Annotated in this window: 14 protein-coding genes; 7 read left to right on the forward strand and 7 right to left on the reverse strand. The window is 66.7% G+C overall.

What is annotated here, in order from left to right; translation table 11 throughout:
• Window positions 1-594: 594 nt before the first annotated feature.
• Window positions 595-969: a metalloregulator ArsR/SmtB family transcription factor gene (locus tag CK505_RS16285; protein ID WP_047803062.1), complete on the reverse strand. Its 375-nt coding sequence runs from the start codon at window positions 967-969 to the stop codon at window positions 595-597.
• Window positions 970-1,025: 56 nt separating this feature from the next.
• Between CK505_RS16285 and CK505_RS16290 the strand changes: the two genes are divergently transcribed.
• Complete coding sequence (locus tag CK505_RS16290) at window positions 1,026-2,078, forward strand: cation diffusion facilitator family transporter (RefSeq protein WP_047803061.1); 1,053 nt, start codon at window positions 1,026-1,028, stop codon at window positions 2,076-2,078.
• Between the two features lie 10 nt (window positions 2,079-2,088).
• Here the strand turns inward: CK505_RS16290 and CK505_RS16295 are convergent, their stop codons facing one another.
• Window positions 2,089-2,682: a recombinase family protein gene (locus tag CK505_RS16295; RefSeq protein ID WP_047803060.1), complete on the reverse strand. Its 594-nt coding sequence runs from the start codon at window positions 2,680-2,682 to the stop codon at window positions 2,089-2,091.
• Between the two features lie 344 nt (window positions 2,683-3,026).
• Here CK505_RS16295 and CK505_RS16300 point away from each other — a divergent pair, with 344 nt between their 5' ends.
• Window positions 3,027-3,743, forward strand: coding sequence for an IclR family transcriptional regulator (locus CK505_RS16300; RefSeq protein WP_176475386.1), 717 nt, complete (start codon window positions 3,027-3,029; stop codon window positions 3,741-3,743).
• Between the two features lie 3 nt (window positions 3,744-3,746).
• Here CK505_RS16300 and CK505_RS16305 read toward each other — a convergent pair whose 3' ends face one another.
• On the reverse strand, window positions 3,747-4,115 hold the full coding sequence (locus CK505_RS16305) for a universal stress protein (protein ID WP_095651725.1): 369 nt from the start codon (window positions 4,113-4,115) through the stop codon (window positions 3,747-3,749).
• A gap of 112 nt (window positions 4,116-4,227) precedes the next feature.
• Here CK505_RS16305 and CK505_RS16310 point away from each other — a divergent pair, with 112 nt between their 5' ends.
• The 3 genes from CK505_RS16310 to CK505_RS16320 all read left to right on the forward strand — a co-directional run bounded on the left by CK505_RS16310 (window position 4,228) and on the right by CK505_RS16320 (window position 7,291).
• On the forward strand, window positions 4,228-5,208 hold the full coding sequence (locus CK505_RS16310) for a tripartite tricarboxylate transporter substrate binding protein (RefSeq protein WP_095651726.1): 981 nt from the start codon (window positions 4,228-4,230) through the stop codon (window positions 5,206-5,208).
• A gap of 80 nt (window positions 5,209-5,288) precedes the next feature.
• The gene (locus tag CK505_RS16315) at window positions 5,289-5,786 is read left to right on the forward strand and encodes a tripartite tricarboxylate transporter TctB family protein (protein ID WP_217987562.1); all 498 of its coding nucleotides are present in this window, start codon (window positions 5,289-5,291) and stop codon (window positions 5,784-5,786) included.
• Between the two features lie 2 nt (window positions 5,787-5,788).
• A complete protein-coding gene (locus tag CK505_RS16320) occupies window positions 5,789-7,291 on the forward strand; it encodes a tripartite tricarboxylate transporter permease (RefSeq protein ID WP_095651728.1) in 1,503 nt (500 codons plus the stop codon).
• Between the two features lie 597 nt (window positions 7,292-7,888).
• Here CK505_RS16320 and CK505_RS16325 read toward each other — a convergent pair.
• The 4 genes from CK505_RS16325 to CK505_RS16340 form a co-directional block, all read right to left on the reverse strand.
• On the reverse strand, window positions 7,889-9,103 hold the full coding sequence (locus tag CK505_RS16325) for a CaiB/BaiF CoA-transferase family protein (RefSeq protein WP_095651729.1): 1,215 nt from the start codon (window positions 9,101-9,103) through the stop codon (window positions 7,889-7,891).
• Window positions 9,100-10,047, reverse strand: coding sequence for a hydroxymethylglutaryl-CoA lyase (locus tag CK505_RS16330; RefSeq protein ID WP_095651730.1), 948 nt, complete (start codon window positions 10,045-10,047; stop codon window positions 9,100-9,102). Before CK505_RS16330 ends, CK505_RS16325 begins: the two co-directional genes overlap by 4 nt.
• A 304-nt stretch (window positions 10,048-10,351) precedes the next feature.
• Window positions 10,352-10,981, reverse strand: a complete 630-nt coding sequence (locus tag CK505_RS16335) for a recombinase family protein (protein ID WP_095651731.1) — start codon at window positions 10,979-10,981, stop codon at window positions 10,352-10,354.
• A 421-nt stretch (window positions 10,982-11,402) separates the two neighbouring features.
• On the reverse strand, window positions 11,403-12,086 hold the full coding sequence (locus CK505_RS16340) for a hypothetical protein (protein ID WP_141246849.1): 684 nt from the start codon (window positions 12,084-12,086) through the stop codon (window positions 11,403-11,405).
• A 476-nt stretch (window positions 12,087-12,562) separates the two neighbouring features.
• Between CK505_RS16340 and CK505_RS16345 the strand changes: the two genes are divergently transcribed.
• Both CK505_RS16345 and CK505_RS16350 read left to right on the forward strand, forming a co-directional pair.
• Window positions 12,563-13,075 carry a LysR family transcriptional regulator gene (locus CK505_RS16345; protein ID WP_095651733.1) on the forward strand — a complete coding sequence of 171 codons (513 nt, stop codon included), beginning with the start codon at window positions 12,563-12,565 and terminating at the stop codon, window positions 13,073-13,075.
• A gap of 114 nt (window positions 13,076-13,189) precedes the next feature.
• A partial coding sequence (locus CK505_RS16350) for a transposase (RefSeq protein ID WP_141246850.1) occupies window positions 13,190-13,368 on the forward strand: 179 nt, incomplete at its 3' end.

Here is a 13,368-nt window from a genome sequence, read left to right on the forward strand (position 1 = left end):
GGTCCCGGTGCATCCGGGACCCTCTGTCCCAGGGTGGACGCCTCACTTGGAGTCCCCGTCGCGGGATTCTCAAGGTTCCATGAAGACTCCAAGGTCCATGGGCGACGCAGGCGCTTCTCCGTGCGACCGAAGCACGAAACGAGGAAAGGGAGACCCAGCGCAGGACCCGCGAGGTGGCCCGGGGTCCGTCGGACCCTGTGATCCGAGCCAGATCACCCCTTCACGTTAAAGACGGGCGCCCCAGCCCTGGGGAGGAATACTGGGGCACCCGAATGTCCGTGCACGAACGGATGAGAACGGGGTGTTCTCACTGGCAAACTATGCCCTCATCGACCCAGAAAAACAGGACGTAGAGCACCCAGCAGAGCAAGCTTCAGGGAATCTTCATGTCGTCTTGAGGGAAGCTCCACAATCCACTTCACATCCCGCCGTCACCTTTGAACTGCCATAGGCCCCGCGTCGACGTGTGGCCAACGAACGGCCCCTTCAAGTGCCGAAAGGGGACTGCCGCACCGATAAGTGCACCTATCGGTGCGGCAGTCCCCCTCGTCGGCTTTGTGACTCGAACGCGCCCGGCGAGATACATGGAGTGGGTCACCCGTTGCGAGCAGCGCCTGTAGCGCGGTAGCTGTGCGGGGCGCCTGCCGGGGCGGCACCGGTGATGTGCTCGGCGTGCGAGAGCGCCTCGGCCAGCAGGCGGTGCACGTGGGTGTCGGTCGCCCAGTAGTACGCGAAAGTGCCCTGCCGCCGGCTCTCCACCAATCCGGCCAGGCGCAGCTTGGCCAGGTGCTGGCTCACCGCCGTGGGCGCGGCGCCGACCAGCTCGGCCAGGGCGTTCACGCTGGACTCGCCCTGGAACAGTGCCCAGAGGATTTTCACCCGCGTCGCATCGGAGAGCATGCGGAAGGTTCCCGCAGCGATCCGGGCATGCTCATCATCGGGGGCAGGGTGGACCAGCTCGTCGTGCACGGCACCATGCTATCTGCGCCTTTGTATCTTCGTATCTACGTAGATACGCTTCCAGTGTGAAACCAGCCCGGCCCACCCCCGCACACGGCGACTCTCCCACCCACTCCCAGGACCATGGCCATGGTCACCATGAGGGTCATGGGCACCACGGCGGTTGGGCCCGGCTCAAGCACGCCCTCATCCCGCACAGCCATGACCACACCGAGGCCATCCAGACCGCTGAGCAGGCCAGTTCCATCGGCATCCGCGCCGCCTGGATCAGCCTGGCCGGGATGGGGGCCACGGCACTGCTGCAGATCGTCATCGTCTGGCTCAGCGGGTCGGTGGCCCTACTCGCTGACACCGTGCACAACCTCGGGCACCTGGCCACGACCATCCCGCTGATCATTGCCTTCCGCCTCGGCCGCCAGGCCCCCACCCGGCGCTACAGCTACGGGTTCCGGCGGGCCGAGGACCTGGTCGGGCTGCTCATCGGGGCCGTGATCGCCCTCTCGGCCGCGCTGATCGTCTGGGAATCACTGCGGGCGCTGACCACCCAGCAGGACATGACCCACCTCGGGTGGGTCCTGGCTGCCGCCCTTGTCGGGGCCGCCGGCAACGAGGTCGTGGCCCGCTATCGCATCCGGGCCGGGCGGCGCATCGGCTCAGCGGCGCTGATCGCCGAGGGCCAGCACGCCCGCACCGACGCCCTGACCTCCCTAGCGGTGGTGCTCGGGGTCATCGGCGCCTGGTTCGGGCTCCCGTGGGTGGATCCGGTGATCGGCCTGGCCATTGCCGCGGTGATCATCGCGGTGCTGGTCGGGTCGATGCGCACGGTCGTGCGCCGGCTCATGGACGGCGTCGAGGACGGGACCTTGGACTTGATCGAGCGCACGGCCGCCGCCGTACCCGGGGTCGCAGCGGTGGGCCGGACACGGGCCCGGTGGAGCGGGCACCGCCTGGAGGCCGAGGTAGCGATCGCCGTGGAGAACACCCTGAGCGTGGAGGCCGGCCACAACCTCGCCCACGCCGTCGAGGAGCACCTGCGCCTACACGTCCCCCATCTGCAGCAGGCCACCATCCACGTCACCCCCGCCCAGACAGCCACCACTTCCCGGACGATCCCGTGACGCATCGGACTCAGATGGTCCTCGCTTGCGGCAGCTCCCGGATCCGCCGGTAGAGGGTCGCCCGCGACATCCCCAGGTCTCGAGCGACCTGGGTGGCCGGCTCCCCGGACTCGATCAGGCGCAGGGCGTTGCGGATCTGGGAGTCGGTGAAAGTCTGACGCCGCCCGCCCAGGTCCTTACCGGCGGCCCTCCGTTTGGCCACCGAGTCGGTGATCCGCTCCCGCTTGATCTCCAACTCCATCTGCGCCAGGGCGGCCATGACGGTGAAGACCATGGAACCCATCGGGGTCGCGGTGTCCACGTCTCCCCCACCGAGGTTCAGCACCCGCAGCCCGGCACCTGTGCCCCGCAGCTCTTCGGCGAAGCTCAGCATGTTCTGAGTCGATCGCCCCAACCGGTCCAGCGTGGTGATGACCAAGGTGTCGCTCTCTTCGAGGGCGGCCACTGCTTTGTCGAACTGTGGGCGTGATGCACGGCCTCCAGACACTCCACTGTCCATGTAGATGTCATCGCGTCGCACGCCGGCATGTAGCAGGTCGGATACCTGACGGTCCGCATCCTGCTGCCGTGTCGATACCCGGGCATACCCGATGAGCTTCCCCACGTCCACCTCATCTGTCTCGTAACTAACGTTGAGTATCGAATTCTAGAGGCATGGATAAAGCACAAGGATGCGAGACAGGCCGAACCGCGGAAACATGCGGGTGCAGTTTTTTGCGACGAGACGTCTTGCATCCCTTCCCTTGTGGCCATCCACTTGGAGCAGTCCTTCACCCTTAAAACCTTTGACGGTCGACCTGGGCCGGGACTCGACCGTCGCCCACTTCTGCGTTTCGGCATGGGAGTCAACGTTCTACCTGATAGAAATTCGTCTTCCATCCAGTAGAATTGGTTTGTGGTCGCCGGGAAGGTGGCAGAACGCAGTTCGTTCCGTGGAGGTGTGGTGACGTGGCCAAGGGTGCAACCGAGGAGCGCAAGAAGGTCGATGCGGTGGAGCGGGCGCTGTCGATCCTGGATGTCTTCAGCGAGAACGATGTCCGCCTGTCGTTGACGGAGATCGCCAAGCGGACGGGGTTGTATCCGAGCACCACGCTGCGCCTGGCCGGGTCCTTGGAGTACTGGGGGTATCTGCGCCGTGACGCAGACGGTCACTTCCGGTTGGGGCCCACGGTGTTGCGCTTGGGGTCGTTGTACCGGGATTCCTTCGATCTGGGTGAGGTGATCCGCCCGGCGCTGAAGCGGTTGAGCGAGGCCTCTGGGGAGACGGCGGCCTTCTACGTGCGGGAGGGCGAGGACCGGGTGTGTCTCTACCGTCATCACTCCAAGCACCCGCTGCGCCACCACATCGAGGAAGGCGTGCGTCTCCCCTTGGATCGGGGGGCCGGCGGGCATGTGCTGATGGCCTACACCGGTGGGGACACCGAGATCCACCGGCAGGTGCGCGCGGAGGGCTACCGCGCTTCTTTCGGGGAGCGTGACCCGGAGACCGTCGCGGTGTCGGTGCCGGTCTTCGGCGCCGGGGGCGCCTTTCTGGGCGCGTTGACCCTGGTGGGCACGCGTACCCGCATCACCGAGGAGTCCGTGCCGGGGCTGATCGAGCTGCTGCGGGGTGAGGCCGCCCAGCTGCAGGAGGAGCTGGACGGCCGCCGCACCGTCAGGGCCTGATCCTCAGCGCTGCGGCTTGACCAGCAGCACGGGCGCCTCGGCGCTGAGCAGAATCTCCTGCGCCAGACTGCCCATCAGCAGCTTGCCCACCGCGGAGCGGTGCCGGGTGCCCACCACGATGACCTGAGCCTTCTCGGCGGCGGCCACATCGAGCACCGCATGGGCCGGGCTCTGCTGAGCCGGCACCTCGTGCATCGCCCACTGCTGGATCTTCTCCCCCATGCTGTGAAGTCGTTGCTGGGCGGCCGTGTCGGCCTCCGTACTGGTGGCGACCACGTGCAGTGGCACCCGCCGGCGTGCGGCTTCGGCCACGCCGTGGGTGAGGGCCGCTTCGCTTTCTTCGGTTGCTCCGTAGGCAACGATCACACTCATCTTTTACCCCGTTCATCTGTCTGTGCTTGACATCACAACACCCTCGACGTTCTACTGTACGTTAGTCAATGCTACTAGATAGAATTCTGGTGGCTCCGGCGAGGAGGGGAACATGATCAAGAAAGTCGGGAAGTGGGTCGCGTTGGGCGCACTCGTGCCTGTGGTGGCCTTGGCGGGGATCGACGCCCATCAGGCCGGCGCGGTCTCGGGCGCCCGGACGGGGCTGACCATCATCGCCCCGGCCTCGGCCGGGGGCGGCTGGGACACGGTCGCCCGGGAGCTGCAGGCGGCGATGCGCGAGAACGGGGTGGTCAGCAACCCGCAGGTCGTCAACATGCCCGGGGCGGCCGGAACCATCGGGCTGAACCAGCTGCTGCAGATGCACGGGCGCGAGGACGTCGTGCTGGTCACCGGCACCACCATGGTGGGCGGCATCGAGGTCAACGGCTTGGGTCAGGACCTGACGCAGACCGTGCCGCTGCGCCGGCTGGCCGATGACTACATGGTGCTCGCCGTGCCCGCTTCCTCGCCCTACCGGACGCTGGAGGAATTCGTGGCCGCCTGGCAGAAGGACCCGGGCGCGCTGTCCATCGGCGGGGGCTCCTTGGGTGGGACCGAGCACGTGCTCTCAGGGCTGATGGGCCAGGCCGCCGGGCTGGATCCGGAAGACATCAACTACATTTCCTATTCCGGCGGCGGGGAGATTCTCACCTCGATGCTCTCCAACAGCATTGACGCCGGGATCTCCAGCTACGTCGAGTTCGGCTCCCAGATCGAGTCCGGGGACATGCGAGCCCTGGCCATCTCGGCGCCCGAGCCCGTGGACGGCATCGAGGTCCCGACCTTCCACGAGGCCGGCCTGGAGGTGGACCTGATCAACTGGCGCGGGGTCGTGGCCGCCCCCGGTGTCGCAGGTGAGGACCTGGAGGAGCTCAACGCGATCATCGACGAGACCGTGGCCACCGGCGAGTGGCAGAACGCGCTCGAGCGCAACCGCTGGGACAGCGAGGAGAACACCGCCGAGCAGTTCAGCGCCTTCATCGCCGAAGAAACCGATCGGATCCGTTCCGTGATCGAGGAAGCAGGACTGTAGTGATGAACGCTCCCCACACCCCGACACAGACTGTTCCGGCCACGGAGCAGCTCCCCCCGGAACCCCCCGTGGGCCCACCGGTGACCCACGACGGTGATCCGCCGGTGCGCCTGGACGAGCTGGCGGTCCCAGCGCTGCTGGTGGCCATCGGCGGGTACCTGACCTACGGGCTGGTGACCATGGAGGTCCCCGCCTCCGCCGCCTGGCCGGGCCCCGGGTTCTTCCCGACGATCATCACCGGCCTGCTCTTCGTGGTCGCGGCCGCGATGACCGTTCAGATTCTGCGCGCCCACCGGGGCACCCACCCATCCGAGCGTGCCCGTGACGGGCGGCCGCGCACGGACTGGGTCGCGACCGGCACCGTGGTCGCATCCTTCCTCGTCTTCGCCGCCGTGCTGCTGCCGCTGGGCTGGATCCTGGCCGGCACCGTCCTGTTCTGGGGTGTGGCCCGCGGCCTGGGCAGCCGGCGCCGGCTCTTCGATCTGCTCGTGGCGCTGGGCATGTCCTGCTTGATTCAACTGGCGTTCTCCGCGGGGCTCGGTCTTCGGCTCCCGCCTGGCATCTTGGGATGGTTCTGACCATGGATTCACTGCCTCTGCTGCTCGAGGGCTTCGCCGCGGCGCTGACCCCGATGAATCTGCTCTACGTGTTCTTCGGGGCGATGCTGGGCACCGCCGTCGGGGTGCTGCCCGGGCTGGGGTCCTCGATGGCGGTGGCCCTGCTGCTGCCGGTGACCTTCACCCTGGACCCCACCGGGGCGTTCATCATGTTCGCCGGGGTCTACTTCGGCGGATTGTTCGGCGACTCGATCTCCGGGATCCTGCTCAACACCCCGGGCAACTCCTCGGCCATCGCCTCCACCTTCGAAGGCCACAAGATGGCCCTGTCCGGCCGTGCGGCCCAGGCCCTGGCCACCGCGGCCATCGGCGCGTTCTCCGGTGGGCTGATCGCCACCACCCTGGTGGCCTTCGGCGCCCCGTTGATGGCCGAGATGGCGACCTTGTTCGGCCCGGCCGAGTACTTCGCCCTGGCCGTGTTCGCCTTCGTGGCCATCTCCGCGGTCGTGGCCGACTCCGTGCTCAAGGGCCTGGCCGCCCTGCTGATCGGGTTGGCGATCGCCTTCGTCGGCATCGACGCCCAGTCCGGGGCCTCACGCTTCACCCTGGGCATCCCCCAGTTCTTCGACGGCATCAGCATCATCGTGGTCACCGTGGGCATGCTCGCCCTGGGCGAGGTCATCTACATCGCCTCCCGCCGCAACCACCCCACCACCGCACTGATCACCACCCAGGGACGCCCCTGGCTGAGCCTGCAAGAGATGCGCCAGGCCGCCCCGGCCTGGCTGCGCGGCACCGCCTACGGGCTGCCCTTCGGGGTGATCCCGGTGGGCGGATCCGAGATCCCGACCTTCCTGGCCTACGGCACCGAACGCCGCCTGGACCGCCGCCGCCGCAACCCCATGTTCGGCCGCGGCGCCATCCAGGGCGTTGCCGCCCCGGAGGCGGCCGGCAACGCCACCGCCGGCACCGCCATGGGCGCGCTGCTCACCCTCGGGCTGCCCACCTCCAGCACGGCAGCGATCATGCTCGCCGCCTTCGTGCAGTACGGGATGCAGCCCGGGCCGCTGCTGTTCGAGACCAACGGAGACCTGGTCTGGACCCTGCTGGCCAGCCTGTTCATCGGCTTGGTGGTGCTGCTGATCCTCAACCTGCCCTTCGCCCCGCTGTGGGCGAAACTGCTGGTGGTGCCGCGTCAGTACCTCTACGCCGGGATCGCCCTGTTCGCCGCCCTGGGCGTCTACGCTTCCGGCGGGTCCCTGGCCGACGTGTTCCTGCTCATCGGCATCGGCCTGATAGGCTTCCTGCTGCGCCGCTACGGACTGCCCCTGGCTCCGGTGCTGATCGCCGTGGTCCTGGGGCCCCTGGCCGAGACCGAGCTGCGCCGCACCCTGGCGATCAGCGAAGGCGACGCCACCGCACTGGTCAGCAGCGGCATCACCATCACCCTCTACACCCTGCTCGCCGCCGCGATAATCGCCATCGCCATCGTGCGCCTGCGCCAACGCGCCCGCGTCGACGTCTGAGCCCAACGAGCACCCCACCTACCAGGGCGCCCCCGGCACACGCCGGGGGCGCCCCTTCCACGTTATGCCCCCAGGACCGCCCCGGCACCGGCAGCACGGGCGAGGCCCGCCCGGCCCCATGAGCTGATCACTCATTCGAGGCTCTGCGCTGCCGGCACCGGGAGCCGTCTATGGCCTTCGACTTCCATGGGCGCCCGAGTCTGTCGACCAGCACTCCCCTTCAAGGCAGATCGCTACGGGACGACGGCGCCACCGACGTCGACCAAAGTTGTGAGATCGATGCACCTGCTCAGTAGTGGTCTCTCGTGGACGAGCGGGACGCCTCAGCATCCGCATCACCGACGACCCACCACTCATCACTGCCCCTGCCACGGGCCGCAGCGGTGTCGCCGCTGAGGGAGTCCCCGCCGCCGCCGGCGGTGTCGCCACCATGCCCAGCCTCACCTGGTGGCCACAGATGCCGACCCGGTGGCGCGGACCGACCGACACCGCCCCCTGGCCACGAACGTGGCCGGCCCCGCCAGGCGGTCCCCGGACGCACATATGCCGTGGGCCCCGAGGCGGTTGCCTCGGGGCCCACGGCTGGGTGTGCTGGTGTCAGGTCAGGTGTGGTGCCTGGTGCTGTTCGTGCACCGGGGCCGAGATCACCCCGGCCTCGATCAGTTCCTCCACCTGCTGCGGGTCATATCCCAGCTCCGCGGCGAGGGTCGCGCTGTGCTCACCGGCCTGCGGCAGATCTAGGCGCACCCCCAGTCGGTGGCCGTCCATCTCGATGGGCAGGGCCGGCAGTGGCAGCTTCTGGCCGTTGGCCAGGGTCACTTCCGGCATGGCCCCGGGCTGGGCCAGGTGCGGATCGGTGAACAGGTCCTCGGGGCGCTGGATCGGGGCGAAGGGCAGGTTCGCGGCCTCGCACAGCGCCGAAGCCTCCTCCCGGGTCAGCTGGGACAGCCGGTGCCGGATCACCGGCAGGATCCGGTCCCGGGCCGCGACGCGGGCGGGGTTGGTGGCCAGGGAGTGGTCCTGGGCCAGTTCCTCCAGCTCGAAGGCGGAGCAGAAGGAGCGCCAGTGTGTGTCGCTGACGACGCCGATGAAGATTTTCTCATCCCGGGTGTCGAAGACCTCGTAGACCGCCCAGGCCGACAGGCGGGCGGGCATGGGTGAGGCGGCGACCCCGGTGACCCCGTACTGGGCCATGTGCTGGCCGACGAGGAAGACGTTGTTCTCGTACAACGAGCTGCGCACTTGTTGCCCGCGCCCCGTGCGGGTCCGCTCCAGCAGGGCAGCCATCACCGCCATCGCCCCGAACAGTCCGCCCATGATGTCGTTGACCGACGTCCCGGCCCGCAGCGGCTGACCGGGGGGCCCGGTCATGTAAGCCAAACCGCCCATCATCTGCACCACCTCGTCCAGGGCGGCCCGGTGCTCGTAGGGGCCCTGCAGGAAGCCCTTCATCGACAGGTACACCAGCCCGGGGTTGGTCTCCGACAGCTGTTCGTAGCCCAGGCCCATGGCTTCCAGCCCGCCGGGGCGGAAGTTTTCGGTGACCACATCGGCCTGATCGATCAGTTCCCGGACCAGCTCGAGACCGGCAGCGCTCTTGAGGTCCACGGCCAGGGACTTCTTGTTCCGATTGAACATCGGGAAGTAGCCGGCCCCGGAGCCGGGCAGGTACCGGGTCTTGTCCCCGGCCCCGACCGGCTCGATCTTGATCACCTCGGCCCCCAGATCGGCCAGGGCGAGACCAGCGGCCGGGCCCATGACCATGTGGGAGAACTCCACGACCTTGATCCCGGTCAGCGGCAGCTGGTTCATCGGGTGACCTCCTGGGTCCCGGCGTAGACGAAGCCGTTGTGCACCCCGGCATCGGGCACATGGCCGTACAACGGCTCCCCGGGCAATCCCTCTCGGATGATCTCCCGGGCCGCGATCAACGCCTCCAGGTCCACCCCGGTGCGCAGTCCCATCGACTCCAGCAGATAGACCAGGTCCTCGGTCACGATGTTGCCGCTGGCCCCGGGCGCATAGGGGCACCCGCCCAGACCGGCCTGGGAGGCGTCCAGTGTTCTCACCCCCGCGTCCAGGGCGGCCACGACATTGGCCAGACCCTGCCCGCGGGTGTTGTGCAGATGCGCCCCGCCGGCCCGCTCGCCCAGCTCCCGGCGCAGGGCGGTGAACATCCGGCTGACCTGCGCCGGGTTGGCGCTGCCGGTGGTATCCGAGAGCCCCACACTGTCGGCGCCCGCCTCGGCGCACAACCGGGCGATTTCCAGGACCTCGTCCTCCGGGACGGGCCCTTGGATCGTGCACCCGAAGGCCGTGGAGATACCGACCTCCAGGCTCACCGGCTCATCCCGGGAGGCCAGGAAATCGGCCACCCGGCCCACTTCCCTGATCGCTTCCTCCGGGGTTTTGCCGATGTTCGCCAGGCTGTGCGCCCGAGAGGCGGAGATCGGCATGGTCAGCGCCTTGGCCCCCGCCGCCACCGCGTCCTGGGCCCCACGCAGATTCGGCACCAGCGCCAGGACATTCAGCCCCTCGAGCCCCCGGGCATGAGCCACCACCTGACCCGTGTCCGCCATCTGCGGCAGACGCTTGGGCGAGACGAAGGAACCGACCTCGATCTCCCGCAACCCCGCGGCGGCCAGAGCCTCGACCCACCGGAACTTCAGCTCGGTGGGCATGGCCCGGTCCACGCTCTGCAGACCATCACGCGGCCCCACCTCACTGATCAGGACATCGATCTCTTCTGTGCGCATGCCGGAACTCCTCCACCCTCAGCCATCAGATTTCACTAGATAGAAATCATGTCTACTGAGTAGAATCATACCGATGTGCCGAGTTCCCGGTCAAGAAGGCAGGTGCGCTACCTCACACACAAGGAGGGGACAAGGCTCACCCGGCTGGATCCGGGAGGCGGACTACAGATCGGATCATCGACGCACTTCCCCCGAAGAACGGCGCGTCGGAGCGGACGCGACACCCACGACGTCACGGCGCCGAAGCCACCAGAATCGCGACAGTTCCACTGCCCCTGGACCTGCAACCGCCGCCTTGAGCGGCTCAGCCCTCGGGCCCCCTCTCGGAGTCGGCAGCGACCGGTTCGACCGTCACTGACTCGGCTGGCCGGGGCGGAAGGTGACGGTAAAGAGTAGTGCGGGTGATCCCGGTCTTGGCCACGATCTCCGCCATCGTGTGCCCGGTCTCGCGCAGATGGGCCGCGTAGGCCAGCTTGTCCGCATCCACCACCGAGGGCCGCCCGATCCGCCGGCCCTTCGCGGTGGCCACCGCCCTCGCGTGGGCGGCGCGCTCGAGGGTGTAGGTGCGTTCCATCTGCCCGAACAGCGCCAGCAGCACCACCGCCAGCTGAGCCATCGGGTCGTTCGGGTTGGTGGAGTCCACCTTGATCGGATCCGCCAAGTTACGGACTCCGACCCCACGCTCGGCGAGATCGTGGATCAGGTTCAGGGTGTCGCGCACGGTGCGCCCGAGCCGGTCCAGGGTGTGCACCACGATCACATCACCCTCCCGGGCGTAGGCCAGCGCCGCGGTCAGTCCGGGGCGATCTGTGGTGGCCCCGGACTTCTTGTCCACATAGATCCGCTCCGGGGCGATCCCGACCTGGTGGAGGGCGTCGATCTGCCGGTCGAGGTCCTGTTTGGCCGTCGAGACCCGCGCGTAGCCCAATTCCATGCCGTTAGCGTACCGGAAGTCGACTCCGTACGGACAAAACGGAACCTTATTATGGGGCTGACTTTTGGGACGGCAAACGCTATCCATAGCTCATCAGGATGGGCCTCACCACTGAGCGTCCCACTACCAAGGAAGTGGGACGACCACTTCAAGCTCTACGAGACGTCTTGCAACCCATCGCTCGAAAGACGCCTACCCGCTTCCATGTGACAGATGGAGCCAAAAATTAACTCGGCCTTGTCGGGGCATGCCCGCAGGCTCGGAGTCGATATTTACCAGATGGCGTACCGGCCGGGGTTGCCTTGCTGGTGGGTCAAAAGCAGGACGGGGGCGGCGCCAAAGGGCCGACCCCGTCTTACTTTGCAGGTGTGCGCGTCACCGACCGAGTGATTGCTGGACGGCTCAGCCTGCAGCTCGTCCCTTAGGCCTCGGGAACGGAGATAACCTTGCTGGCTTCCAGTGCGGTCCATGCGTTCCAGTTCCCGGCTTGCCCCCGAGAAGTGCGGAACTGGATCTCATGGAACACTTCCTCGGCACCCGACTCGGTGTTGAACGCATTCACCACCTTAGGCATGACGATTGTGGTGGTCTTGTCGAAGGACTTCTTCTGGGTAAAAGTGCCACGAGCATCGTTATTAGCCGCATTTATGTCCTGCTCCCAGAGAGACTGCTTGACCTCGATCGTGCGCCCAGCTTCACAGAAGGCCTGAGTCGGAAAATCCAGTTTGCTGCCGTTCTGCAGCACCAGCGGGTCCAAAGGCTTGACCGTGCACCGACCATGGGTTGTCCCGGTTGGTTGAGGCACGACAGTGGTCTTGCTTGATTCCGGTGCAGTCCATGTGTTCCAGTTCGCGGCTTGCCCGCGAGAAGTGCGGAACTGGATCTCCTGGAACACCTCCTCGGCTCCCGATTCGGTGTTGAACGCGTCGACGACGTGGTCGATGACCACTGACCCGGTCTGGGCGAAGGTTTTCTTGTGGGTCGTCGCGCCACGTGAGTCGTGAGGTCCACCGTCCCGCTCCCAGAGGATTTGTTTGACCTCGATTGTTCGACCGCCCTCACACAGCACTTTGATCTGGAAGTTCAGCTTCTGGCCGTTCTGCACCACGACAGGATCCAAAGGTGTGACTGTGCACCGGCCATGGGTGGTCTGGGCTGCGGCAGGGGAAGCAGTCGCTACCGGAAGGGCAACAGCTGTAAGGGCCACAGCCAGGGATGCAGCTGCCATCCTGCATCCAGCGGGGCGGTGTGTTGCGGTTCTGGGGGGAAACCATCGGGTGGGTGACATGAGGTGCTCCTGAAGTTATCGAACCGGTGTAGGGACCGCCGACAATCGTGAGGTGAATTGAAGGGGATCATTGAGCCTCTCGACGAGGGCTCGGTCAACTGACTCATTGCCCGATACGGCAGATATCCATGGACCCAAGGTACGAAGGCCGAGGACACTGGGCCCATACCGGTGCCAATGAGGAATGAGGGCTTGACAAGGGGAAAAGATCTCCCGTGATGGCAGTGATACCCACTATTCGCCACGGAACCGAGCACACCGATCGGCTGGTCCTTTGAGATACGAGTGGAAAAATGGAGCTGGATCTGGAATGCGTCGCCAGCTTTCTGGTCCTGTGCGAGGAGGAGCACTTCGCGCGGGCCGCCGCCCGGTTGCACCTCACCCCTCCGGCCCTATCCAAACGTCTCCAACGCCTGGAACATCAGATCGGCGCCCGCCTTCTCAATCGTGGCCCTACCGGCACCACTGCGCTTACGGCCGCAGGCTGGCAATTCGCCGAACAGGCCGTAGCCGCGATGGATCAAGCCCACCGCGCTCAAGTCACCGCCTGCGCGGCCGCCCGCACCCCGATACGAGCTGTGGTGCGCATCGGCGTCCCTAGCGTCATCAACACCCAACCCGCCGCACAGGCGTTGACTAGACCGATCCAAGCCCTCCGGGAACGCATTCCCGGAGTTGAGATCCAGTGCATCGGGGTGCCATACGGACGCACCCTTGACTGCCTGCTCCATCACATGGTCGACATCCTCTGGAGCCCAGCGGACATCAAGCATCCCGCACTCGATTTCAGGGGACTGTCGCTCTAACGGTGTAAGAGGCGTTTGGGACTGATGCACCGATAGGTGACAGGTTGACCTGACCTACGGTTTGGTTTCCAGTGGCGGTCGCTAGTCGAAGGCCTTCATGGAAGGCTCACCGCTATGCCCCGCCCCTACCCTCCTGAGTTCCGTGCACGAGCGATCGCTCTCGTGCGTGAGGGCCGCCAGGTCAAGCAGACCGCGGCTGATCTTGGTATCCACCCTGTCACGCTCCATTCCTGGTTGCGCCAGGACGACATCGATCAGGGCCGCCGGCCCGGGCGCAGCACCCAGGAATCGGC

Source organism: Kocuria sp. WN036, assembly GCF_002287015.1.
In the GTDB taxonomy this organism is placed as follows: domain Bacteria; phylum Actinomycetota; class Actinomycetes; order Actinomycetales; family Micrococcaceae; genus Kocuria; species Kocuria rosea.

Bases quoted from the DNA above. Each gene is read 5' to 3' on its own strand.
- CK505_RS16305 (WP_095651725.1), bottom strand. From the start codon at position 4,115: ATGAGTGTGATCGTTGCCTACGGAGCAACCGAAGAAAGCGAAGCGGCC.
- CK505_RS16345 (WP_095651733.1), top strand. From the start codon at position 12,563: ATGGAGCTGGATCTGGAATGCGTCGCCAGCTTTCTGGTCCTGTGCGAG.
- CK505_RS16320 (WP_095651728.1), top strand. From the start codon at position 5,789: ATGGATTCACTGCCTCTGCTGCTCGAGGGCTTCGCCGCGGCGCTGACC.
- CK505_RS16330 (WP_095651730.1), bottom strand. From the start codon at position 10,047: ATGCGCACAGAAGAGATCGATGTCCTGATCAGTGAGGTGGGGCCGCGT.
- CK505_RS16310 (WP_095651726.1), top strand. From the start codon at position 4,228: ATGATCAAGAAAGTCGGGAAGTGGGTCGCGTTGGGCGCACTCGTGCCT.
- CK505_RS16335 (WP_095651731.1), bottom strand. From the start codon at position 10,981: ATGGAATTGGGCTACGCGCGGGTCTCGACGGCCAAACAGGACCTCGAC.
- CK505_RS16325 (WP_095651729.1), bottom strand. From the start codon at position 9,103: ATGAACCAGCTGCCGCTGACCGGGATCAAGGTCGTGGAGTTCTCCCAC.